This window comes from Enterobacter cloacae complex sp. IR5422 (assembly GCF_049238165.1).
GTDB lineage: Bacteria > Pseudomonadota > Gammaproteobacteria > Enterobacterales > Enterobacteriaceae > Enterobacter > Enterobacter roggenkampii.
The window spans coordinates 1-23,192 of record NZ_JBMKHT010000002.1; the positions used below are offsets into that span (position 1 = coordinate 1).

Here is a 23,192-nt window from a genome sequence, read left to right on the forward strand (position 1 = left end):
AACTTCGTAATGAATTACGCATGTTCACTCAGAGACTTGGTATTCATTTTTCGTCCGAGGACGTTAAGAATCCATGTCACTTTGAGTGCCCACACAGATTGTCTGATAAATTGTTAAAGAGCAGTGCCGCTTCGTTTTCGCTGCGGCGCGGGGTGTGCATATTACGCTTTCCCGCTTCAGAGTCAAGCATTTATTTTCGCTATTCTCTGCTGACCCGGCGGCGTGTGTGCCGTTGTTCCGTGTCAGTGGAGGCGCATTATAGGGAGTAATTCCGAACCTGCAAGGATAAAGTGAAAATTATTTACTGACTGCTCACTTTCCAGGCAAACCTCACTCCAGACCTCAATTTTCGCCTGGTTTTTAAACAAAAACGAGCCGCAAGCGGCTCGTTTTTGCGTTTTGTGACTTACTGCACTGCCACAATGCGATCGTCGTTGGCTTCCAGACGGATAATTTTACCAGGAACCAGTTCCCCGGAGAGGATCTGCTGCGCCAGCGGGTTTTCGATCTGCTGCTGGATAGCACGTTTCAATGGACGCGCACCGTACACCGGATCGTAACCATTCTTACTCAGCAGTTTCAGCGCATCGTCGGAGATGTGAATTTCGTATCCACGCTCTTCCAGACGTTTGTACAGACGCTGCAGCTGAATCTGCGCAATCGACGCGATGTGTTTCTCACCCAGAGGATGGAATACCACCACTTCATCAATACGGTTGATGAACTCCGGACGGAAGTTATGGCTTACCACACCCAGCACCAGATCCTTCATGTGGCTGTAGTCCAGTTCACCGAAACGTTCCTGAATCAAATCGGAACCCAGGTTCGACGTCATAATGACAACCGTATTACGGAAGTCGACCGTTCTCCCCTGCCCGTCGGTCAGACGCCCATCGTCCAGCACCTGAAGCAGAATGTTGAACACATCCGGATGCGCTTTTTCCACCTCATCCAGCAGGATGACGGAATAAGGACGACGACGCACCGCTTCTGTCAGGTACCCACCTTCTTCATAACCCACATATCCAGGGGGCGCCCCGACCAGACGCGAGACGGAGTGTTTCTCCATAAACTCGGACATGTCGATACGCACCATCGCATCGTCGCTGTCGAACATAAAGTTAGCCAGCGCTTTACACAGCTCGGTTTTACCGACACCCGTCGGCCCCAGGAACAGGAATGAACCAATCGGACGGTTCGGATCGGACAGCCCTGCACGACTACGACGAATAGCATTCGAAACCGCTTCAACCGCTTCGTTCTGGCCAATCACACGATTGTGGAGATCGTTCTCCATGCGCAGCAGTTTTTCACGCTCGCCTTCCAGCATGCGCGCCACCGGAATACCGGTCCAGCGGGCAAGCACTTCCGCAATCTCGGCATCCGTCACTTTATTACGTAACAGACGCATCGTTTTTCCTTCTGACTGCGTCGCAATCTCAAGCTGTTTTTCCAGCTCAGGAATTTTGCCGTACTGCAGCTCTGACATTCGCGCCAGGTCGCCCACGCGTCGCGCCTGCTCAATGGCAATTTTTGCCTGTTCGAGTTCAGCTTTGATGGTCTGCGTACCAGAAAGGGAGGCTTTCTCGGCTTTCCACTCTTCTTCCAGCTCAGAATATTGGCGCTCTTTATCGTCCAGCTCTTCATTGAGCATATCGAGGCGTTTCTTACTGGCTTCATCAGACTCTTTCTTCAGCGCCTGCTGTTCCAGCTTGAGCTGAATGATGCGTCGGTCGAGTCGGTCCAGCTCTTCCGGCTTCGAGTCAATCTGCATACGAATGCTCGACGCCGCTTCATCAATCAGGTCGATGGCTTTATCCGGCAGCTGACGGTCAGCAATATAACGATGCGAAAGCGTCGCCGCCGCAACGATGGCCGGGTCAGTGATCTGCACATGGTGGTGCAGTTCATAGCGCTCTTTCAGACCACGCAGGATCGCGATGGTATCTTCAACGCTTGGCTCGGCAACAAACACTTTCTGGAAACGACGTTCCAGCGCAGCATCTTTCTCAATGTACTGACGGTACTCATCCAGTGTAGTGGCACCGACGCAGTGAAGTTCACCGCGCGCCAGCGCAGGTTTCAGCATGTTCCCGGCATCCATTGCGCCGTCTGCCTTACCGGCACCGACCATGGTGTGCAGCTCGTCGATAAACAGGATAACGTTGCCTTCCTGCTTCGCCAGATCGTTCAGCACGCCTTTCAGACGCTCTTCAAACTCACCGCGGTATTTCGCACCGGCCACCAGCGCGCCCATATCCAGCGCCAGTACGCGGCGGCCTTTCAGACCTTCCGGCACTTCACCGTTCACAATACGCTGCGCCAGCCCTTCAACAATCGCGGTTTTACCGACACCCGGTTCACCTATCAGTACCGGGTTGTTCTTGGTACGACGTTGCAGTACCTGAATCGTACGGCGAATTTCTTCATCACGGCCGATCACCGGGTCAAGTTTGCCCTGTTCAGCACGCTCGGTCAGATCGACCGTAAATTTCTTCAAAGCCTGACGTTGGTCTTCGGCTCCCTGATCGTTCACGCTTTCACCTCCGCGCATGTTCTCAATCGCCTGAGTCACATTGGCGGTGGTCGCACCGGCGGATTTCAGCAGGTCGGTCAAGGTACCGCGTGATTCAAGCGCCGCCAGAACAAACAGCTCTGACGAAATAAAATTGTCCCCACGTTTTTGCGCCAGCTTGTCGCAAAGGTTCAGGACGCGCACCAGATCCTGCGACGGCTGAACGTCGCCGCCGGTCCCTTCGACCTGCGGTAAACGGCTCAGCGCCTGATCGATAGCGGTGCGTAACTGGCCAGCATTAATGCCAGCGGACGTTAATAACGGACGTACCGATCCCCCTTCCTGATTCAGCAAGGCGCTCATTAGATGAAGAGGTTCGATAAATTGGTTGTCGTGCCCCAGTGCGAGGGACTGGGCATCGGCGAGAGCAAGCTGGAATTTATTAGTAAGACGATCCAGACGCATAACTCCTCCCATAACAGGTCAAATTTGCTACTGGAGATTAAATGAGGTCATCCCTCAATTATTCAAGGTTAATGACCTGAATTATGTGAAAAGAAAACGGCACGTGCCGGATCGTCTTGATTCTTTAGGTTATATCAGCCAAATGAAACTTGCCATACGCCCCGTCGTCTTGTCGCGGCGATAAGAGAAAAAATCACCCTTTTCGGTGAATGTACAGCGATCGCCGCCGAAGATCTGCGTTATGCCGACGCTGTTCAGGCGCTGACGAGCAAGCTGATAAATATCGGCCAGATATTTATCTCCAGAAGGCAGGAAGGCGTCCACCGCTTGCGGATCTTTATCCATAAAGGCTTCGCGAACCTCCGGCCCCACTTCAAAAGCGCGAGGACCAATGGCCGGGCCAAGCCAGGCCATAATATTGGCGGGCTCATCCTTAAAGCAGGCAACGGTTTCTTCCAGCACGCCTTCACACAGTCCACGCCAGCCCGCGTGCGCTGCAGCCACCTCGGTGCCTGCACGGTTGCAGAACAGCACTGGCAGACAATCGGCGGTCATTACGGCACAAACGGTTCCCGGCGTATTGCTGTAAGAGGCATCAGCGCGTTTGGAAGCATAGGGTTCTCCCGTCAACTTCAGCACCGCCTTGCCATGAACCTGTTCCAGCCAGACTGGTTTTGAAGGCAGGTTCCCCGCTGCAAACAGACGCCTGCGGTTCTCTTCCACGTGTTCCAGGTTATCGCCACAGTGTGCGCCGAGGTTCAACGACGCCCACGCGCCCTGGCTAACACCGCCAGTGCGGGTTGAACTGCAGGCAGCCACGCCGGCAGGCAATGGCCACTCCGGGACAATCAGTTTGGTCATAACCAGTCCACTTGATCCTTATGTTCTTCGAAATCAGCACGCATGGCGTCAATAAGGTCCACCATATCCTGCGGGATAGGCGCATGCCACTCCATCTGAATACCGGTGATAGGGTGATAAAGACGCAGCATGGTCGCGTGCAGCGCCTGACGATCGAATTTACGCAACACGCTGATGAACTCATCCGACGCGCCTTTAGGCGGACGCGGACGACCACCGTAGACCTGATCCCCCACCAGCGGATGGGTAATGTGGGCCATATGCACGCGGATCTGGTGAGTACGTCCGGTCTCCAGACGCAGACGCAGGCGCGTATGAATACGGAAGTGCTCCATAATGCGGTAATGCGTCACCGCCGGTTTACCCATCGGATGCACCGACATATGGGTACGCTTGGTTGGGTGACGGCTAATGGGCTCTTCCACCGTCCCGCCAGAAGTCATATGCCCAATGGCTACCGCTTCATACTCACGGGTGATTTCGCGCAGCTGCAGCGACTCCACCAGACGTGTCTGAGCAGGAACGGTCTTCGCCACCACCATCAGACCGGTAGTGTCTTTATCCAGACGGTGCACGATGCCCGCGCGCGGGACATCCGCGATCGGCGGATAGTAATGGAGAAGTGCGTTAAGTACCGTACCGTCAGGGTTTCCTGCGCCCGGATGAACTACCAGGTCGCGCGGCTTGTTGATCACCAGAATGTCATCATCTTCATAGACGATGTCCAGTGGGATATCCTGCGGCTCGAAGCGGATTTCCTCTTCGATTTCAGCATTGATGGCGACAGCTTCCCCACCTAACACTTTCTCTTTTGGTTTGTCCCAGATCTTGCCGTTTACCATCACGCGCTGGTCAAGGATCCATTCTTTTATGCGTGAACGCGAATAATCAGGGAACAATTCGGCCAAAGCCTGATCTAAGCGTTGACCGAGCTGATTTTCGGAGACTGTTGCGGTGAGTTCTACTCGTTGTGCCATAAACTGCTTCTTCGTTTAACGTTGGGTTTTACGGCTTTGCCGTTTAATATAGTGTGCTATTGTAGCTGGTCTTAATCGGGAGCAGGAACAGAGTTTCTCCCGGACAAACATTTGAGGAAAGTCAAAACGTCATGACGCGCATGAAATATCTGGTGGCAGCGGCCACGTTGAGCCTGGCTTTGGTGGGCTGCTCCGGTTCAAATGAACAGGTCCCTGACAATCCGCCGAATGAAATCTATGCGACTGCACAACAAAAGTTGCAGGACGGTAACTGGAAACAGGCGATAACGCAACTGGAAGCGTTGGATAATCGCTATCCATTTGGTCCGTATTCGCAGCAGGTACAGTTAGATCTCATCTACGCATACTATAAAAATGCCGATCTGCCGCTGGCTCAGGCAACCATCGATCGTTTCATGCGTCTGAACCCGACTCATCCTAACATCGACTACGTGATGTACATGCGCGGCCTCACCAACATGGCGCTGGATGACAGTGCGCTGCAGGGCTTCTTCGGTGTGGATCGTTCCGACCGTGACCCGCAGCATGCGCGTGACGCCTTCAATGACTTCTCTAAACTGGTGCGCGGCTATCCAAACAGCCAGTACGTGACCGACGCCACCAAGCGTCTGGTGTTCCTGAAAGATCGTCTGGCGAAATATGAATACTCCGTTGCGGACTACTATACCCGCCGTGGCGCATGGGTTGCCGTGGTTAACCGCGTAGAAGGTATGCTGCGTGATTACCCGGATACTCAGGCTACGCGCGACGGCCTGAAGCTGATGGAAAATGCTTACCGTCAGATGCAGATGACCGCTCAGGCTGAAAAAGTGGCGAAAATCATCGCCGCGAACAGCAGCAACACCTGATTTTGCCTCAATGCAAAACGGCAGCCCGAAGGCTGCCGTTTTTTTATTCGTTTCTGAGCGTCGCTGAAGCGCGTTAGCCTCAACACATCCAGTCAACTATGGCCTCAATTTTTGCCTTCTACAAGGTAAATCTCACCTCTTCCTGCCCTGCCTCACAAAAAAGATTCCCTGACAAAAACCGACAAAATAACGTGATCTAAATCACACATTTTGACATTAGGTCGGGTATGCTGGAATCACCAAGACGGAAAGACAAGAGGTAAAATTTATGACAATGAACATTACCAGTAAACAAATGGAAATTACTCCGGCAATTCGCCAGCACGTCGCAGACCGTCTCGCCAAACTGGATAAATGGCAAACACATTTGATTAATCCACATATCATCCTGTCCAAGGAGCCGCAGGGTTTCATCGCTGACGCAACTATCAATACTCCAAACGGCCACCTGGTCGCCAGCGCAAAACATGAGGATATGTACACCGCAATTAACGATTTGATCAACAAGCTGGAACGGCAGCTCAATAAAGTGCAACACAAAGGTGAAGCCCGTCGCGCCACAACGTCGGTGAAAGACGCCAGCTTCGCGGAAGAAGTTGAAGAAGAGTAATCCTTTAAATTGAGTGTACCGCCAACGCGCCTTCGGGCGCGTTTTTTGTTTTTTATTGACAGGGTGAAAACAGTACGGGTACTTTAACGGTATCACTCACAGGATGACTTTATGAAACTTACGCCGTTCTTCTTCGCATTCTTTTTTACCTTCCCCTGAACGGGAGGCGTTTCGTCGTGTGATAAAGAATGCGAAGACGAACAACAAGGCCTCCCACACCGGGGGGCCTTTTTTATTGATAACGATAAGATGAGACAGGCAACACTATGACACCGGAAAACCCGTTACTGGATCTGCGCGTAAAAATCAGCGCGCTGGATGAGAAACTGCTGGCGCTGCTGGCCGAACGCCGCGCCCTTGCCGTTGAAGTGGGTAAAGCCAAGCTGGACTCCCATCGTCCGGTCCGTGATATCGACCGCGAGCGGGATCTGCTGGAACGTCTCATTCAGCTCGGCAAAGCGCATCATCTCGATGCCCATTACATCACTCGGTTGTTCCAGCTCATCATCGAAGACTCCGTTCTGACCCAGCAAGCGCTACTCCAGCAGCATCTCAATAAAACCAATCCGCACTCTGCGCGTATCGCTTTCCTCGGGCCAAAGGGCTCCTATTCTCACCTGGCCGCACGTCAGTATGCCGCTCGCCATTTCGAAGAATTTATTGAAAGCGGCTGCGCGAAGTTTGCCGACATTTTTAACCAGGTCGAGACCGGCCAGGCGGATTACGCCGTGGTGCCGATTGAAAACACCAGCTCCGGCGCCATCAACGACGTCTACGATTTGCTGCAGCACACCAGCCTGTCGCTGGTCGGCGAGCTGACGATCCCTATCGATCACTGCGTGCTGGTCTCCGGTTCAACGGACCTGAACACGATCGAAACGGTCTACAGCCACCCGCAGCCGTTCCAGCAGTGCAGCCAGTTCCTGAACCGCTATCCGAACTGGAAAATTGAGTACACCGAAAGCACCTCGGCGGCGATGGAAAAAGTCGCCCAGGCGAACTCCCCCACCGTTGCGGCGCTGGGCAGCGAAGCGGGCGGCGCGCTGTATGGTTTACAGGTGCTGGAACGCAACCTGGCGAACCAGACGCAAAATATTACCCGCTTCGTGGTGCTGGCCCGCAAGGCAATCAATGTGTCTGACCAGGTACCGGCCAAGACCACGCTGCTGATGGCCACCGGCCAACAGGCCGGTGCGCTGGTTGAAGCTCTGCTGGTACTGCGTAATCACAACCTGATCATGACCCGGCTGGAATCGCGCCCAATCCACGGTAACCCGTGGGAAGAGATGTTCTACCTTGATATCCAGGCCAACCTGGAGTCTGCTTCCATGCAGAAAGCCCTGCGCGAGCTGGGCGAGATCACGCGTTCCATGAAGGTGCTGGGCTGTTACCCGAGCGAAAACGTCGTCCCGGTCGATCCAATCTAACGTTCGATAAAACGGCTTTTCTTCATCCCTGCCACGCTCATCGGCAGGGTGAAGATGGCGCCGGAGAGCGGATATTTCGCCACTTCCTCCGCATCCATATTTTCCCGCGTGGTGGTAATAAAAAGCGTTTTCATATCATCGCCGCCAAAGCAGACCATCGTCGGGCAACGCACCGGCATGCGATACTCTTCCAGCTGCTCCCCTTGCGGTGAAAAACGCGCGATGCGCCAGCCGTCAAACAGCGCGCTCCAGTAACAGCCTTCCACATCCATCGCCGCGCCGTCCGGTATCCCCTCGCCCTCTTTAAACTGACGAAACACCTCTCGCTTACCCGGTTCGCCCTGCTCATCAAGCGGGGTACGGTAGATCACACCGTTTGGCGTATCTGAGGTAAACATCCATTGCTTATCCGGGCTAAACGCTAAGCCGTTGTGCCCGTGGATATCGCACTGGATCACCTTCGGCGTCAGGTCGTTGTCGATGCGCATCAGCAGGGCGCCGTTGTAATCTCCCGGCCCCCAGAACGTGCCCGCATAGAAGCGACCCAGGTGATCGGTGCCTCCATCGTTAAAACGCGCCAGCTGCGGGTTAGAGGGGTTATCACACACCTTGCGGCGCAGCAGGCCGTGTTTATCGGTCAGCCAGATACCCGTTCGCATCGCAACGATAAAACCACCCTGCTCACGCAGCGCGAAACACCCCACGTCCTCGTGGAAAGAGAGTACGGTGTGTTCCGCCGTCGGCAGATGGTAGCGGTGGATCTCGCCTTCCAGAATATCGGCCCAGTAGAGCGCCTGCTCTTCGGCGCTCCACGTCGGGCATTCAGGCAAATGCCCGGTGTAATTCAACAGCAGCTGCGGTTCAGCCATGACAGTTCCCCAAAATGAAAAAAGCCAGCATTGCTGGCTTTCAGTATATACATCATCGCATTACTGGCGACTGTCATTTGCCTGGCGCAACAACGTCCGGCTCTCATTCTGGAAACGCTGCGCATAATCGCCAAACCAGTGCTCGACCTTGCGGAAGCTGTCGATAAACGCCTGCTTGTCTCCGTGCTCAAGCAGCGTAATGGCTTCTCCAAAGCGCTGATAGTAGCGCTTGATCAGTGCCAGGTTGTTTTCGGAGGACATAATAATGTCCGCGTACAGCTGCGGATCCTGCGCGAACAGACGCCCAACCATCGCCAGCTCCAGACGATAGATAGGTGAAGAGAGCGCCAGCAGCTGTTCAAGCTGCACGTTCTCTTCCGCCAGATGCAGGCCGTAGGCAAACGTGGCAAAGTGGCGCAGCGCCTGAATGAACGCCATGTTCTGGTCGTGCTCAACCGCGCTGATGCGGTGCAGTCGCGCGCCCCATACCTGAATCTGTTCCAGGAACCACTGATAGGCTTCCGGCTGACGACCGTCGCAGTAAACCACCACCTGCTTAGCCAGGCTGCCGCTGTCCGGACCAAACATCGGGTGCAGGCCCAGCACCGGCCCGGTATGCGCAGCCAGCATTGCCTGCAGCGGACCATTTTTGACGGAGGCCAGATCCACCAGGATACAGTCTTTCGGTAAAGGAGGAAGCTTCCCGACGATCTGCTCCGTCACGTGGATCGGCACGCTGACGATAACCATCCCGGCATCTTTCATGAGTTCCGGCGCCTGCGCCCAGTCCTCTTTTTCCAGAATGCGCACCTGATAGCCAGAAAGCGTCAGCATTTTTTCAAACAGACGCCCCATCTGTCCTGCCCCGCCGACAATCACCACCGGACGCAGGGTCGGGCAAAGGGTTTTGAAGCCCTTGTCGTTTTCGCTGGAATAGGATTCCCGCATCACGCGACGCAGAACATCCTCAATCAAATCCGGCGAAACGCCCAGCGCCTGCGCCTCTTTGCGACGGGAGGCCAGCATTGAGGCTTCGCGCTCCGGGACGTAAATCGGCAGGCCGTATTTGCTTTTCACCTCACCGACTTCGGCAACCAGCGCCATGCGGCGCGCCAGCAGATCCAGCAGCGCCTTATCCACTTCATCAATTTGATCGCGCAGTGCGGTCAATTCAGCAACCATAACTACCCTCTTAAGCCAGACGCGTCGCCAGCTGGCCGCTTAAATCTTTATGGATCTCACGCAGCAGTGCATCGGTGGTTTCCCAGCTGATGCAGGCATCCGTCACGGAGACACCGTGCTTCATGGCACTGCGCGGTTGTTCAGATGATTGATTGCCTTCATGAATATTGCTCTCAATCATTAGACCGATAATCGAACGGTTGCCATCTTTGATCTGGGCGACCACGGATTCCGCAACCGCAGGCTGACGACGGTAATCTTTATTCGAATTACCATGACTGCAATCTACCATCAGTGCCGGGCGCAGTCCCGCCTGCTCCATCTCTTTTTCACACTGCGCCACGTCCGCCGGACTGTAGTTCGGGGCTTTCCCGCCGCGCAGGATCACGTGCCCGTCCGGGTTACCCTGCGTTTGCAGGAGGCAGACCTGGCCCGCCTGGTTGATACCGACGAAACGGTGCGGCATGGCGGCCGCGCGCATGGCGTTGATCGCCGTCGCCAGGCTGCCATCGGTACCGTTTTTAAAACCAACCGGCATCGACAGGCCAGACGCCATCTCGCGGTGGGTTTGTGATTCCGTGGTACGCGCGCCAATCGCGGACCAGCTGAACAGATCGCCAAGGTATTGCGGGCTGTTCGGATCCAGCGCTTCGGTTGCCAGCGGCAGGCCCATGCTGACCAGCTCCACCAGCAGGCGACGCGCAATTTTCAGGCCTGCTTCCACATCAAACGAGCCATCCATGTGCGGATCGTTAATCAACCCTTTCCAGCCAACGGTAGTACGTGGCTTCTCAAAATAGACGCGCATCACGAGGTAGAGGCTATCGCTGACCTCCTCCGCTAATGCTTTAAATCGACGAGCGTACTCAATGGCGGTTTCAGGATCGTGAATAGAGCAAGGACCACACACCACCAGCAGGCGCGGATCGCGGCCGGCGATGATGTCAGAAATGGTCTGGCGCGAGTGCTCAATCTGAGCCTCCTGCGCGACGCTCAGCGGAAATTCTGCTTTCAGCTGATCCGGAGTAATTAAAACCTGTTCGTCAGTGATATGTACGTTGTTCAGCGCGTCTTTTTGCATGATGGCGATCCTGTAAAGCTCGTTTGCGATAGTTGTTTTCCTCAATGAGGTGAAACCACGATACCATAAAAAGTAAACATTTCAATCCAAAATACGTACACATTTCTTTACAGTTGCCAGTTTATTGCAAAAATCAGCCGTCAAAAACGTAAAGTTTAAATTACAGACATACTTTCTTAAGCCAGGCTATGCTGAAGTAAAAAGGAGAATGGCTATGCGTTCAATTGCTCTCACGCTGTTGTCGCTGTTTTTAACGGGCTGCCAGATCAATCCTTATACCTTCCAGCCCGACTGGACCAGTCCATCCTGGTTTGATGCAGGTAAAGAAGACGCCATGAATGGCCTGCCGGTTAAAGATAACCAGATCCTGGCCGATAGTTTTAACGACACCCACGTTGATCGTAGTGAATATCTTCGCGGCTATGCCGATGGTCAGAAGAGAGTCTGCGAAGAAGGGTTTATTCACGCCTGGGGATTAGCGGGCAAATCTTTCCCTGCCAGTTGCGATACTGTCGAAAACGCGACAAAACTGCGTGCGTCATGGCAAAAAGGGATGGATGAAAGTATGCGCTCCAGCAGACTCAATTAAGTCTGTTTTTAATCACCGGAAAATAAACAACAGTAGGATTTAGCTTAGGTTGACCTGAGGCTATTTCTGACATAATGACGGCTCTGACAAACAATGGTATTCTGCCCGCAACTCTTAAGGACATCTATTTCCAGAGCGATGTGGCGGATTCTGGTGAGAAATTTATTCTTGATCTCTTTTTTCCGACTCACTCTGGTGTTAATGCTGTTCATTATGGTGGGCCCAGCGACGGCAGGCATGCTCACGGAAACGGATAAATCGGTACGCTCGATAGTCTCAGGCATTGTGAGCTATACGCGATGGCCGTCACTATCCGGGCAACCTAAACTCTGCATCTATGCCACTTCTCACTATACGCACGCGCTTAGCGGCGACGAAGGGCACAACGAGTTACCCTATACTCCCGCTATTGTACATAACGATCGGGAAGCCCTGGCCGCGACGTGCGATGCGATTTATTTCGGGTCTGAATCACCGGCAAAACAACTTGAATTAATAAGCCAATATCAGGGCAGAGCATTGCTATTAATCTCAGAGCAAAATCCGGAATGTGTAATTGGCAGTGCCTTTTGCCTGATGATCGATCGCGGCCAGGTCCGGTTCTCCGTCAACCTGGATGCATTGACGCGCAGTGGCGTAAGAGTCAATCCGGATGTATTAATGCTGGCACGGAATAAGCAGCATGGATAAAGATTTCACTTCAACGCCACGTCCGACGTTTAAAAGAACGTTGAGGCGAAACAGCATGATAAGCGTCATTATCACGATGACGTTAATATGGCTGTTGCTCTGTTTTGCTTCCGTTGTGACGTTAAAACAATACGCGCAAAAGAATCTCGAATTAACCGGCGCCACAATGAGCCACAGCCTGGAAGCCTCGCTGGTTTTCAACGACTCGCTGGCGGCCAACGAAACGCTTGCAGCCCTGGGCAAACAGGGGCAGTTTGCCGCGGCGGAGGTGATTAATGCGCATGAAAAGCGGTTCGCCTACTGGTCCTGGAACCCGGAAGATAACAACGACACGCTGGGCGCGCTGGTCAGCCGCTGGCTTTTCCCCGTACCGGTTGCGCAGCCCATCATGCATAACGGCTTAACGATCGGCGAAATTCGCCTTACCGCGCGTGACAGTTTGATCAGCCATTTCATCTGGACGTCGTTTGCCGTACTGACCGGCTGCATTCTCTTTGCCGCCGTCGTCGCGCTCGTCATTACCCAGTCTTTGCATCGTGGAATGGTCACGGCGCTGCAGAACATTACCGACGTCGTGCATGACGTGCGCACGAACCGAAATTTCTCCCGCCGGGTGAAAGACGGCCGTATCGAAGAATTTCACCAGTTTGGCGAAGACTTCAATAGTCTTCTGGATGAAATGGAAGAGTGGCAGCTGAAGCTTCAGGCGAAAAATGCCCAGCTGTTGCGGACCGCCATGCACGACCCGCTTACCGGTCTTGCCAACCGCGCGGCGTTTCGTAACAGCATTGCGGCATTAATGAATGACCCTTCAGCCAGAACAAACTCGGCCCTGCTCTTCCTCGACGGTGATAATTTTAAGTTTATTAACGACACCTGGGGACACGCGGCAGGAGACTGCGTGCTGATCGAAGTCGCCAGCAGAATGATGGAGTTTGGCGACAAACGTCATCAGTCCTACCGCCTTGGCGGTGACGAATTTGCCATGGTGCTGTACGGCGTGCACTCTGAGCTTGAGGTTCAACATATTTGTGCTGCGCTTTCGCAGCAGTTTATCCGTCCGTTTGATCTTCATAACGGACAAAAAGCATCGATGTCACTCAGCATTGGCTTTGCTCTGGCGTGGGAAAATACTTCCGTGGAAGCATTACTGGAGAGGGCTGACCGCAACATGTACCAGGTTAAAAACCAGCGTACGAAAACAATAAGTTAGAAAGGATACACTATGTTAAAACGTTACTTCGCGCCCTTAGTCCTGGCCTCACTGGTTCTGGCAGGCTGCCAGTCGCCGCCGGAAGGCAAATTCACTCCTGAGCAAATTGCGGCGATGAAGTCTTACGGTTTTAACGAACTGAACGGTGACTGGTCGCTTGGGATGTCGGACACCATCCTGTTTGATAAAAATGACGCCAGGCTGCGATCGGAGAGTGAAACGCAGATCCAGTCCATGGCCTCTCGCCTGGCGGAAACCGGCCTGACCCACGCGCGAATGGACGGTCACACGGATAACTACGGGGAAGAGAGCTACAACGAAGCGCTCTCGTTAAAACGCGCCAACGCCGTGGCCGATGCCTGGGCGAAGGGGGCAAATATCCCGCGCAGCAATCTCACCACGCGGGGATTAGGTCAAAAATATCCGGTTGCGAGCAACAGTACCTCACAAGGGCGCGCTGAAAACCGCCGCGTCGCAGTGGTGATCAGCACGCCATAAGGCTATTTAGCGGAGGATTCGGCGAGCGTCACCCTGGTTGCCGCTCGCCAGCGCAGCCAGTCCACCAGAACAAACAGCGCCAGACTCACGCCCATGACCGGCAATCCCAGTCCCAACAGTACGCTGATTAACACCGTAACGCCTCTTCCCCACACTGACAAGGCAAGCCAGCTCTGGCAAAGCGTCTGTACCGGACTCACAGCCGATTGCGCCGGACGACGCATCCACCACATCCGGTATCCCCAGATAATGAGCACGCAAAGGGCGAGGCCGAACGCAACCAGCAGCAGCTGATTTGCGAGGCCGAATAAGATCCCCATATGGAAATCCACGCCCCAGCGGGTCAGTTTTGCCATTAGCGGAAAATCCTCGAATCGGGTCCTGTCCAGTACCTGCATCGTATGAGGATCAACCGCCACGGCGTCCACCTGAGTTGGCCAGCTGCGATCGATTTCCGTCACGGTCCAGGCGCGATCCCTCGTTTTCGCCGGGCGGATCTCCAGCTTGCCGGCATCGATACCCGCGTTACGCGCCGCGCTTAACACGCCGTCAAACTGCGTCAAATCCATCGCCATTTCCGGCATCACCATTCCACCGTGATGACCGCGGTGTTCGGCATGTTCATCCACGACCTCATGTTGGCCGGATAGCGTCGTGTTCACCTGCGGGGTGAGCCAGTTCATCTCTGCCCGCAGCTTATCCACGTTCCCGCCAGCCCACTGGGACCAGGTCAGGCCGGTTGCGGAGAACAGCAGCATTCCACCCAACAGGCTCCAGCCCAGCGTCACGTGCACCCGACGCCGGTTCTGGAAGCGATTGTTGATCCGCCGTTTGGGCCGGGTATAACACCACAGGGCAATACCGCCCAGCGCGGCGACCCACATCCACGAGGCCGCAAGCTCGCTGTAAAGGCGCCCAATGTCGCCCAGCATCAGGGACGTATGCAGGTAATCAATGGTCTGACGCAGGGGTAAAATCCCGCTGGTGCCGTATACCGTCAGATCTCCCAGCACCGTCAGGCTTACCGGATCGATAAAGATAGCCCGGTTCTCCGATGGCCCAAGTTTCGGGTCAGCGAACATCACGCGGGTGGTTTCGCCCTCAACCAGCCCCGGACGAACGCCGTGCAAACGTAAATCTGATCCAACGGTTTTTTCCGCCACGGCGATTTGTTCCGCCAGAGGCAGTGGCTCGCCTATAGAATCCGTGTGGAGCGCGTGCCGGTAGAGTGCGTTTTCCAGCTGTGGGGTCGCCACATACAGCGTCCCGGTTAGCGCGGCGAAGAAGATAAACGGGCCGACAAATAGCCCAACGTAGAAATGAAGGCGACGCAGCAGGTTTCCCCATGCCGCGCGCGAGGTGCAGGTAGTCATACTTTTCCTTTTTAAGGCAAAAAGTTATCGATATTTTTTTATTGGGAAAAAGCAGACTGCCGCGGCGGCGCGCGGGTATCAGGGTAAAGCCAGGGGAAGAAGTGCCAGTGCTTGACCGCCTGACGCGGCGGCTTAACGCGAAGCCTCTGTAGCACCACGCTGAGCAGGACGATGAGCGCCAGCATCACGCCAGGGACATGCGCTAACAGCACGCAGTAGCCGCACGCTTCCGCATGGTCGACGGGCATCGTGTGCGGCATATCGCCGTGATGCTCGTCCATCAACATCATGCTCATGTCATGATGCATGCCCGGCATGGCGCTCATGGGATCTTTCTGCAATGAGACGGAGATAAGGGGTGCTACCACGATCAGCAGGATCGCGAACAGCGCGGTCAATGCCGCTGCGCGTTTCCGGTCAGGCTGATGCAGTACGTTATCCACTTCCCCTCCATACAAGAGGCAAGCATTGTAAATGATTTATGACAAAAGGGTTAACGCGAGAGGTGCGATGGGATAAAAAAAGGGCCAGCCTTTCGGCCAGCCCTTTCTAACAGGATGTCGCTTAAGCGAATCTTAGTTCAGACGCTCTTTAATACGAGCAGACTTACCAGTACGCTCACGCAGGTAGTACAGTTTAGCTTTACGTACAGCACCACGACGTTTAACAGCAATGCTGTCAACTACCGGAGAGTGAGTCTGGAAGACACGCTCAACGCCTTCGCCGTTGGAAATTTTACGAACAGTGAATGCAGAGTGCAGACCGCGGTTACGAATAGCGATAACCACGCCCTCGAATGCCTGCAGACGTTTTTTGGAACCTTCAACAACCCATACTTTCACTTCCACGGTGTCACCTGGACGGAAGGAAGGTACGTCCTGCTTCATCTGCTCTTGTTCAAGTTGCTTAATAATGTTGCTCATAATTTAATCTCTTATCCTGGGTAAACTGATATTCGGGAGCGTATTACGCATTCCCATCATGTTCATGCTGCTGTTGCGCGTGTTCAGTTTTGAACTCGGCCAGCAACTTTGCTTGCTCTTCAGTCAGAGCCAGGTTTTCCAGAAGTTCAGGTCTTCTAAGCCAGGTTCGGCCCAGCGACTGCTTCAAACGCCAGCGACGTATCTCGGCATGGTTTCCTGACAGTAACACTGCCGGGACTTCCATCCCTTCTAACACTTCAGGACGGGTATAGTGTGGACAGTCCAGCAACCCATCGGCAAAGGAATCTTCCGTTGCCGAAGCTTCATGGCCCAGAACTCCCGGAATGAACCGGGCGACGGAGTCAATCAGCGTCATTGCCGGTAACTCACCACCGCTGAGAACGTAATCGCCGATAGACCATTCTTCGTCAATCTCGGTTTGAATTACGCGCTCATCTATCCCTTCGTAGCGACCACAGACCAGAATCAGTTTTTGATTCGTCGCCAGTTCGCTGACGCCCGCTTGATCAAGCTTGCGTCCCTGAGGTGACAGATAAATCACCTTTGCGCCTTCACCTGCCGCGGCTTTTGCTGTGTGAATGGCGTCCCGTAAGGGTTGCACCATCATTAGCATCCCCGGTCCGCCGCCGTAAGGACGATCGTCCACGGTACGGTGCCGGTCATGAGTAAAGTCACGCGGACTCCAGCTCTGGATGCTCAGCAGGCCATTCTTTACTGCCCGGCCAGTTACCCCGTAATCGGTAATCGCGCGGAACATTTCAGGAAACAGGCTAATTATGCCAATCCACATAGCGCCGTCTTTTACCGTTTATCCGGAGAATTTAAAAACCAGGATCCCAATCTACTTCAATGGTTTGAGTAGTGAGATCGACTTTCTTGATAACCTGTCCATCGAGGAACGGGACCAACCGCTCCTTGATGCCAAATGCATCTTTCAGGTTTGCCTTAATGACGAGAACGTCATTTGACCCGGTTTCCATCATATCGATGACTTTCCCCAGGCTGTAGCCTTCAGTAGTGACTACCTGGCAACCCATAAGGTCTTTCCAGTAGTAGTCGCCCTCTTCCAGCTGTGGCAACTGCGACGAATCCACGACAATTTCACAATTAGTCAGCGCATTCGCGGCATCACGATCGTCAACGCCTTTCAGCTTGATGATGATGTCCTGATTGTGGTGACGCCAGCTTTCCAGCTCGACCTCTTCCCACTTACCGCCTTTCTGGATAAACCAGGGCTGGTAATTAAAAATGCTATCAGCGTCTTCAGTGGAGGAAAACACTCTGAGCCAACCACGGATACCGTAGCAAGAACCCATTTTTCCCAATACGATCGGTTCAACAGGTGCTTTATTGCTCATCATGACCACCGTGACAGATTAAGCTGCTTTGTTTGCTGCTTTGATCAGCGTAGCAACGCGATCGGAAACAGTAGCGCCCTGGCCAACCCAGTGAGCGATACGATCCAGATCCAGACGAGTTTCTTCTTCTGCGCCAGCGGCCAGTGGGTTGAAGAAACCAACGCGCTCGATGAAGCGACCGTTGCGTGCATTACGGCTGTCAGTCACAACAACCTGGTAGAACGGACGCTTTTTAGCGCCGTGACGTGCTAAACGAATAGTTACCATAACATCCTCTTGTGTGAATAAAACAACCGGGCCCCATCGAGGAACGGAGCCCGGGTGTCATATTAAAAGCCCGAAAATTTTACTCATTTTCGGGCAAAAAGCAATCTCAAAAGCGATTAACGCCCTGGAAAACCGGGAGGCATCATCCCTTTCATGCCGCGCATCATCTTCGCCATGCCGCCTTTCTTCATTTTCTTCATCATGCGCTGCATGTCGTCGAACTGTTTCAGAAGGCGGTTAACGTCCTGCACCTGCATGCCGCAACCGGCTGCGATACGGCGTTTACGGGAACCTTTGATGATGTCCGGGTTAGCGCGTTCTTTAAGGGTCATCGAGTTGATGATCGCCTCCATACGCACCAGCACCTTGTCATCCATCTGCGCTTTCACGTTGTCTGGGATCTGGCCCATGCCCGGCAGTTTGCCCATCAGGCTGGCCATGCCGCCCATGTTTTTCATCTGACGCAGCTGCTCAAGGAAGTCAGTCAGATCGAAACCGTCCCCTTTTTTCAGCTTGCTGGCCAGCTTCTCGGCCTGCGCGCGGTCAACCTTGCTCTCGATATCTTCGATCAGCGACAGCACGTCGCCCATGCCGAGAATACGGGAGGCAATACGATCCGGGTGGAACGGCTCCAGCGCTTCGGTTTTCTCACCCACGCCGAGGAATTTGATCGGCTTACCGGTGATGTGACGAATGGAGAGGGCCGCACCGCCGCGGGCGTCACCGTCCACTTTGGTCAGCACCACGCCGGTTAACGGCAGCGCTTCGTTAAACGCTTTCGCGGTATTCGCCGCATCCTGACCGGTCATGGCGTCGACGACAAACAGGGTCTCTACCGGGTTGATAGAGGCATGCACCTGCTTGATCTCGTCCATCATCGCTTCGTCAACGTGCAGACGACCGGCGGTATCCACCAGCAGCACGTCGTAGAATTTCAGCTTCGCCTCTTTCAGCGCGGCGTTAACGATGTCGACAGGCTTCTGCGCCACGTCGGACGGGAAGAAATCCACGCCGACCTGCTCTGCCAGGGTCTCCAGCTGCTTGATCGCCGCCGGGCGATAGACGTCCGCAGAGACCACCAGCACTTTCTTCTTGTGCTTTTCGCGCAGGAACTTACCCAGCTTACCGACGCTGGTGGTTTTACCCGCACCCTGCAGACCCGCCATCAACACGACGGCCGGAGGCTGAGCCGCCAGGTTCAGAACCTGGTTCTCTTCGCCCATCGCCGAAACCAGTTCGTTACGAACGATTTTGACGAACTCCTGACCCGGGGTCAGGCTCTTGTTAACTTCATGACCAACCGCCTTCTCTTTCACGCGGTTGATAAAATCACGAACAACCGGCAACGCGACGTCTGCTTCCAGCAGCGCCATGCGCACTTCGCGCAGCGTTTCCTTGATGTTGTCTTCAGTAAGGCGTCCGCGGCCGCTGATGTTGCGCAGCGTGCGCGACAAACGATCGGTTAAATTATCAAACATTGTCTCTCGCCTGAGTAGAAACGTTGGGCCGCCATGAGCGACACATACACAGAATTTTGCCGGAGTATAACATGAAGGCGCCTTTGTTGTTATGCAACGGTTGGAGCAGGCGTCACGTAACGTTATACTGCTTCTCTTTCTTATTAAGACAACTGTCGATGCCTATATGCCTGTTTTCGCACTGATCGCCCTTGTTGCCTACTCTGTCAGCCTCGCGCTGATTATTCCCGGACTGCTGCAAAAAAACAGCGGCTGGCGGCGCATGGCTATTCTTTCGGCGGTGATCGCACTGATTAGCCACGCCTTTGCGCTGGAATCACGCATTATCCCCGGCGACGGCAGCGTGCAAAACCTGAGCGTCCTCAACGTCGGCTCGCTGGTCAGCCTGATGATCTGTACGGTAATGACCATCGTCGCGTCTAAAAATCGCGGCTGGCTGCTGCTGCCGATTGTCTATACCTTCGCGCTGATCAATCTGGCCCTCGCCACCTTTATGCCTAATGAGTTCATTACGCATCTGGAGGCGACGCCGGGGATGCTGGTGCATATCGGCCTGTCGCTCTTTGCCTACGCGACGCTGATCATCGCCGCGCTTTATGCCATGCAGCTCGCCTGGATTGACTACCAGCTGAAAAACAAAAAACTGGCGTTTAACCATGAAATGCCGCCGCTGATGGTGATTGAGCGTAAGATGTTTCACATCACCCAGGTGGGCGTGGTGCTGCTGACGCTCACGCTCTGCACCGGGCTGTTTTACATGAAGAACCTGTTCAGCGTGGAGAATATCGATAAAGCGGTGCTCTCCATCATCGCGTGGTTTGTCTATATTGTCCTGTTATGGGGCCATTATCATGAAGGCTGGCGCGGTCGTCGCGTGGTCTGGTTCAACGTCGCGGGTGCGGGCATTCTCACCCTTGCCTATTTTGGCAGCCGCTTCATACAGCAATTTGCTGGCTAAGAAACAAAGGAGTTCCCCCTGGAACACATCTCAACCACCACGCTGATCGTTATCCTGATCGTCATGGTGGTCATCTCCGCCTATTTCTCCGGCTCGGAAACCGGCATGATGACCCTGAACCGCTACCGGTTACGTCATCGTGCTAAACAGGGTAACCGCGCCGCCCGTCGCGTTGAAAAACTGCTCCGCAAGCCGGATCGCCTGATTAGCCTGGTGCTCATCGGCAACAACCTCGTCAACATTCTGGCCTCTGCGCTCGGCACCATCGTCGGGATGCGCCTGTACGGCAACGCCGGGGTCGCAATTGCCACCGGCGTGCTGACGTTCGTGGTGCTGGTGTTTGCCGAAGTGCTGCCAAAAACCATCGCCGCGCTTTACCCTGAAAAGGTCGCCTATCCGAGCAGCTTCCTGCTGGCACCGCTGCAGATCCTGATGATGCCGCTGGTCTGGCTGCTGAACATGGTGACGCGCGTCCTGATGCGGATGGTGGGAATCAAAGCCGACGTCACCATCAGCAGCGCGCTCAGCAAAGAGGAGCTGCGCACCATCGTGAACGAATCCCGCTCGCAGATCTCCCGACGTAATCAGGACATGCTCCTGTCGGTGCTCGATCTGGAAAAGGTGAGCGTGAACGACATCATGGTGCCGCGTAACGAAATCGTCGGTATCGACATCAACGACGACTGGAAAGCCATCGTCCGCCAGCTGACGCACTCCCCGCACGGGCGCATCGTGCTCTATCGCGACTCGCTGGATGACGCCATCAGCATGCTGCGCGTGCGCGAAGCCTATCGTCTGATGACCGAGAAAAAAGAGTTCACCAAAGAGGTGATGCTGCGCGCCGCCGACGAAATTTATTACGTGCCAGAAGGAACACCGCTCAGCACGCAGCTGGTGAAATTCCAGCGCAACAAGAAGAAGGTCGGCCTGGTGGTCAACGAGTACGGCGATATCCAGGGCCTGGTAACGGTCGAAGATATTCTGGAAGAGATTGTCGGGGACTTTACCACCTCAATGTCGCCTTCCCTCGCGGAAGAGGTCACCCCGCAAAACGACGGCTCAGTGCTGATTGACGGAAGCGCGAACATTCGTGAACTCAACAAAGCCTTTAACTGGCATTTGCCGGAAGATGAGGCTCGCACCATTAACGGGATGATTCTGGAAGCGCTGGAAGAGATCCCGGCGGCGGGCACGCGGGTGCGCATTGAGCAGTACGATATTGATATCCTGGACGTGCAGGACAATATGATCAAGCAGGTGAAAGTCCTGCCCGTTAAACCCCTGCGCGAAAGTATCGCGGAGTAAGGTTGCAGGCCGGGTAAGGCGAACGTCGCTACCCGGCACTACGGATAGCGAATTACGCTTTCGCTTTCGCCACGGTCACCATCGCAGCGCGGATGGTACGGCCGTTCAGGGTGTAACCTTTCTGCATCACGCCCAGCACTTTACCAGCTTCAATCTCTTCAGATTCAACCATCGCAATCGCCTGGTGAACGTTTGGATCCAGCGGAACGTCGGTATCGGCAATCACTTCCACACCAAACTTACGCACCACGTCGAGCATGGATTTCAGCGTCAGTTCGATACCTTCGATCATCGCCGCGTTGTCCGGATTCGCTTTGTCAGCCACTTCCAGCGCACGATCGAGGCTATCGATCACCGGCAGCAGTTCGTTGACGAATTTCTCCAGCGCAAATTTATGCGCCTTCTCAACGTCCTGCTCGGTACGACGACGCAGGTTTTCCATTTCCGCCTTGATGCGCAGAACACTGTCGCGTTCGCGATTCTGTGCTTCTACCAGCTGGGCTTCCAGATTCGCAATTTTTTCATCGCGCGGGTCCACCTGCTCAGCAGATGCGTCTGGCTCTACAGCCTCAACTTCATCGTGCTGTTCCGTGATAATTTCTTCAGGGGCTTGCCCCTCAGGCGTTTTCTGTTCTTTACTACTCATGAATTTCTCCGCGTTTTTCTGCATTCATCTCGCTAACTTCGCTTATTATGGGGATCAGTTTCCGGGATTCAAGGGAACAAGACAGATTGTCATCATTCATCAGGCACAAGGACCTCCAGAAAATGAATAATCATTTCAGGTGTATTGGGATCGTCGGGCATCCGCGTCACCCTACCGCACTAACGACACATGAAATGTTGTATCGCTGGTTGTGTAGCAAAGGCTATGAAGTGATGGTCGAGCAGCAGATTGCTCAGGAGCTGCAGCTGAAGAGCGTTAAAACCGGCACGCTGGCAGAGATTGGCCAACAGGCCGATCTCGCCGTGGTGGTGGGCGGCGACGGCAACATGCTCGGCGCGGCCCGCACGCTGGCGCGCTATGACATTAAGGTCATCGGCATCAACCGTGGCAATCTCGGCTTTTTAACCGACCTGGACCCGGACAATGCACAGCAGCAGCTGGCCGACGTGCTGGAAGGCCACTATATCAGTGAAAAACGCTTTTTACTGGAAGCGCAGGTGTGCCAGCAGGACTGCCAGAAGCGCATCAGCACCGCGATTAACGAGGTGGTCCTTCACCCCGGTAAAGTGGCGCACATGATCGAGTTCGAAGTCTATATCGACGAAATCTTTGCCTTCTCCCAGCGTTCTGACGGGCTGATTATCTCCACCCCGACCGGCTCAACCGCCTACTCGCTTTCTGCCGGCGGCCCGATCCTGACGCCCTCGCTGGATGCCATTACCCTGGTGCCGATGTTCCCGCACACGCTCTCCGCACGCCCGCTGGTGATCAACGGCGACAGCACGATCCGTCTGCGCTTCTCGCACCGCCGTAACGACCTGGAGATCAGCTGCGACAGCCAGATAGCGCTGCCTATCCAGGAAGGTGAAGATGTGCTTATTCGCCGGTGTGATTACCACCTGAATTTGATACATCCAAAAGATTACAGCTATTTCAACACATTAAGCTCGAAGCTTGGCTGGTCAAAAAAATTGTTCTGATTTTGCATCCAGGACT

General features: G+C 54.3%; 25 protein-coding genes and 1 other annotated feature. Of the genes, 11 read left to right on the plus strand and 14 right to left on the minus strand.

The window, feature by feature from the left end; all coding sequences use genetic code 11:
- Positions 1 to 406 precede the first annotated feature (406 nt).
- From clpB to rluD, 3 genes are all read right to left on the minus strand, one after another.
- Positions 407 to 2,980 (minus strand): ATP-dependent chaperone ClpB, encoded by a 2,574-nt coding sequence (clpB, locus tag ACOTXT_RS01540; protein WP_008502466.1) that lies wholly within the window; start codon positions 2,978 to 2,980, stop codon positions 407 to 409.
- Positions 2,981 to 3,109: 129 nt separating this feature from the next.
- Positions 3,110 to 3,841 carry a purine nucleoside phosphorylase YfiH gene (gene yfiH, locus ACOTXT_RS01545; protein ID WP_333164048.1) on the minus strand — a complete coding sequence of 244 codons (732 nt, stop codon included), beginning with the start codon at positions 3,839 to 3,841 and terminating at the stop codon, positions 3,110 to 3,112.
- Positions 3,838 to 4,818, minus strand: a complete 981-nt coding sequence (gene rluD / locus ACOTXT_RS01550; protein ID WP_008502468.1) for a 23S rRNA pseudouridine(1911/1915/1917) synthase RluD — start codon at positions 4,816 to 4,818, stop codon at positions 3,838 to 3,840. The genes yfiH and rluD overlap by 4 nt, the downstream gene beginning before the upstream one ends.
- A 131-nt stretch (positions 4,819 to 4,949) precedes the next feature.
- Here rluD and bamD point away from each other — a divergent pair, with 131 nt between their 5' ends.
- The 4 genes from bamD (at position 4,950) to pheA (ending at position 7,724) form a co-directional block, all read left to right on the plus strand.
- Positions 4,950 to 5,687 (plus strand): outer membrane protein assembly factor BamD, encoded by a 738-nt coding sequence (gene bamD / locus ACOTXT_RS01555; protein WP_008502469.1) that lies wholly within the window; start codon positions 4,950 to 4,952, stop codon positions 5,685 to 5,687.
- A gap of 268 nt (positions 5,688 to 5,955) precedes the next feature.
- On the plus strand, positions 5,956 to 6,297 hold the full coding sequence (raiA, locus tag ACOTXT_RS01560) for a ribosome-associated translation inhibitor RaiA (protein ID WP_008502470.1): 342 nt from the start codon (positions 5,956 to 5,958) through the stop codon (positions 6,295 to 6,297).
- A 110-nt stretch (positions 6,298 to 6,407) separates the two neighbouring features.
- Positions 6,408 to 6,533, plus strand: a sequence feature (Phe leader region).
- Positions 6,409 to 6,456 carry a pheA operon leader peptide PheL gene (gene pheL / locus ACOTXT_RS01565; protein ID WP_100249759.1) on the plus strand — a complete coding sequence of 16 codons (48 nt, stop codon included), beginning with the start codon at positions 6,409 to 6,411 and terminating at the stop codon, positions 6,454 to 6,456. (Overlaps the previous feature by 48 nt.)
- A gap of 30 nt (positions 6,534 to 6,563) precedes the next feature.
- Positions 6,564 to 7,724 (plus strand): bifunctional chorismate mutase/prephenate dehydratase, encoded by a 1,161-nt coding sequence (gene pheA / locus ACOTXT_RS01570; RefSeq protein ID WP_021242003.1) that lies wholly within the window; start codon positions 6,564 to 6,566, stop codon positions 7,722 to 7,724.
- Here pheA and ACOTXT_RS01575 read toward each other — a convergent pair.
- From ACOTXT_RS01575 to aroF, 3 genes are read right to left on the minus strand one after another with little or no spacing between them, the layout of a single operon-like run.
- The gene (locus tag ACOTXT_RS01575; protein WP_047747218.1) at positions 7,721 to 8,593 is read right to left on the minus strand and encodes an SMP-30/gluconolactonase/LRE family protein; all 873 of its coding nucleotides are present in this window, start codon (positions 8,591 to 8,593) and stop codon (positions 7,721 to 7,723) included. The two genes, pheA and ACOTXT_RS01575, sit on opposite strands and share 4 nt — an antisense overlap.
- A gap of 60 nt (positions 8,594 to 8,653) precedes the next feature.
- Complete coding sequence (gene tyrA, locus ACOTXT_RS01580; protein ID WP_008502473.1) at positions 8,654 to 9,775, minus strand: bifunctional chorismate mutase/prephenate dehydrogenase; 1,122 nt, start codon at positions 9,773 to 9,775, stop codon at positions 8,654 to 8,656.
- A 10-nt stretch (positions 9,776 to 9,785) separates the two neighbouring features.
- Positions 9,786 to 10,856: a 3-deoxy-7-phosphoheptulonate synthase AroF gene (gene aroF, locus ACOTXT_RS01585; RefSeq protein ID WP_008502474.1), complete on the minus strand. Its 1,071-nt coding sequence runs from the start codon at positions 10,854 to 10,856 to the stop codon at positions 9,786 to 9,788.
- Positions 10,857 to 11,070: 214 nt separating this feature from the next.
- Here aroF and ACOTXT_RS01590 point away from each other — a divergent pair, with 214 nt between their 5' ends.
- The 4 genes from ACOTXT_RS01590 (at position 11,071) to ACOTXT_RS01605 (ending at position 13,846) form a co-directional block, all read left to right on the plus strand.
- On the plus strand, positions 11,071 to 11,445 hold the full coding sequence (locus tag ACOTXT_RS01590; protein ID WP_047747221.1) for a DUF2799 domain-containing protein: 375 nt from the start codon (positions 11,071 to 11,073) through the stop codon (positions 11,443 to 11,445).
- A gap of 138 nt (positions 11,446 to 11,583) precedes the next feature.
- Positions 11,584 to 12,135: a YfiR family protein gene (locus tag ACOTXT_RS01595; RefSeq protein ID WP_169809168.1), complete on the plus strand. Its 552-nt coding sequence runs from the start codon at positions 11,584 to 11,586 to the stop codon at positions 12,133 to 12,135.
- Complete coding sequence (dgcN, locus tag ACOTXT_RS01600; RefSeq protein WP_063930166.1) at positions 12,128 to 13,348, plus strand: diguanylate cyclase DgcN; 1,221 nt, start codon at positions 12,128 to 12,130, stop codon at positions 13,346 to 13,348. Before ACOTXT_RS01595 ends, dgcN begins: the two co-directional genes overlap by 8 nt.
- Before the next feature lie 12 nt (positions 13,349 to 13,360).
- A complete protein-coding gene (locus ACOTXT_RS01605; protein WP_008502478.1) occupies positions 13,361 to 13,846 on the plus strand; it encodes an OmpA family protein in 486 nt (161 codons plus the stop codon).
- A 2-nt stretch (positions 13,847 to 13,848) separates the two neighbouring features.
- Here ACOTXT_RS01605 and ACOTXT_RS01610 read toward each other — a convergent pair whose 3' ends face one another.
- The 7 genes from ACOTXT_RS01610 to ffh form a co-directional block, all read right to left on the minus strand.
- The gene (locus ACOTXT_RS01610) at positions 13,849 to 15,219 is read right to left on the minus strand and encodes a PepSY-associated TM helix domain-containing protein (RefSeq protein ID WP_333164044.1); all 1,371 of its coding nucleotides are present in this window, start codon (positions 15,217 to 15,219) and stop codon (positions 13,849 to 13,851) included.
- 38 nt (positions 15,220 to 15,257) lie between these two features.
- Complete coding sequence (locus ACOTXT_RS01615) at positions 15,258 to 15,662, minus strand: DUF2946 domain-containing protein (protein ID WP_025912346.1); 405 nt, start codon at positions 15,660 to 15,662, stop codon at positions 15,258 to 15,260.
- Between the two features lie 132 nt (positions 15,663 to 15,794).
- Positions 15,795 to 16,142 (minus strand): 50S ribosomal protein L19, encoded by a 348-nt coding sequence (gene rplS / locus ACOTXT_RS01620; protein ID WP_002914145.1) that lies wholly within the window; start codon positions 16,140 to 16,142, stop codon positions 15,795 to 15,797.
- Between the two features lie 43 nt (positions 16,143 to 16,185).
- The gene (gene trmD, locus ACOTXT_RS01625; RefSeq protein ID WP_008502493.1) at positions 16,186 to 16,953 is read right to left on the minus strand and encodes a tRNA (guanosine(37)-N1)-methyltransferase TrmD; all 768 of its coding nucleotides are present in this window, start codon (positions 16,951 to 16,953) and stop codon (positions 16,186 to 16,188) included.
- 31 nt (positions 16,954 to 16,984) lie between these two features.
- Positions 16,985 to 17,524: a ribosome maturation factor RimM gene (gene rimM / locus ACOTXT_RS01630; RefSeq protein ID WP_021241995.1), complete on the minus strand. Its 540-nt coding sequence runs from the start codon at positions 17,522 to 17,524 to the stop codon at positions 16,985 to 16,987.
- A gap of 15 nt (positions 17,525 to 17,539) precedes the next feature.
- Complete coding sequence (gene rpsP, locus ACOTXT_RS01635; protein WP_003863133.1) at positions 17,540 to 17,788, minus strand: 30S ribosomal protein S16; 249 nt, start codon at positions 17,786 to 17,788, stop codon at positions 17,540 to 17,542.
- Positions 17,789 to 17,904: 116 nt separating this feature from the next.
- The gene (ffh, locus tag ACOTXT_RS01640) at positions 17,905 to 19,266 is read right to left on the minus strand and encodes a signal recognition particle protein (RefSeq protein ID WP_008502496.1); all 1,362 of its coding nucleotides are present in this window, start codon (positions 19,264 to 19,266) and stop codon (positions 17,905 to 17,907) included.
- A gap of 166 nt (positions 19,267 to 19,432) precedes the next feature.
- On the opposite strand from ffh, the gene ACOTXT_RS01645 reads away from it, so the two are divergent.
- Both ACOTXT_RS01645 and ACOTXT_RS01650 read left to right on the plus strand, forming a co-directional pair.
- Complete coding sequence (locus tag ACOTXT_RS01645) at positions 19,433 to 20,224, plus strand: cytochrome C assembly family protein (protein WP_032623031.1); 792 nt, start codon at positions 19,433 to 19,435, stop codon at positions 20,222 to 20,224.
- 18 nt (positions 20,225 to 20,242) lie between these two features.
- Positions 20,243 to 21,529, plus strand: a complete 1,287-nt coding sequence (locus ACOTXT_RS01650) for an HlyC/CorC family transporter (RefSeq protein WP_025759264.1) — start codon at positions 20,243 to 20,245, stop codon at positions 21,527 to 21,529.
- 52 nt (positions 21,530 to 21,581) lie between these two features.
- Here the strand turns inward: ACOTXT_RS01650 and grpE are convergent, their stop codons facing one another.
- Entirely contained in the window at positions 21,582 to 22,175 is a 594-nt protein-coding gene (gene grpE, locus ACOTXT_RS01655) for a nucleotide exchange factor GrpE (RefSeq protein ID WP_008502499.1), read from the minus strand.
- A gap of 122 nt (positions 22,176 to 22,297) precedes the next feature.
- On the opposite strand from grpE, the gene nadK reads away from it, so the two are divergent.
- Positions 22,298 to 23,176: an NAD(+) kinase gene (gene nadK / locus ACOTXT_RS01660; protein WP_008502500.1), complete on the plus strand. Its 879-nt coding sequence runs from the start codon at positions 22,298 to 22,300 to the stop codon at positions 23,174 to 23,176.
- The last annotated feature ends 16 nt before the right edge of the window (positions 23,177 to 23,192 follow it).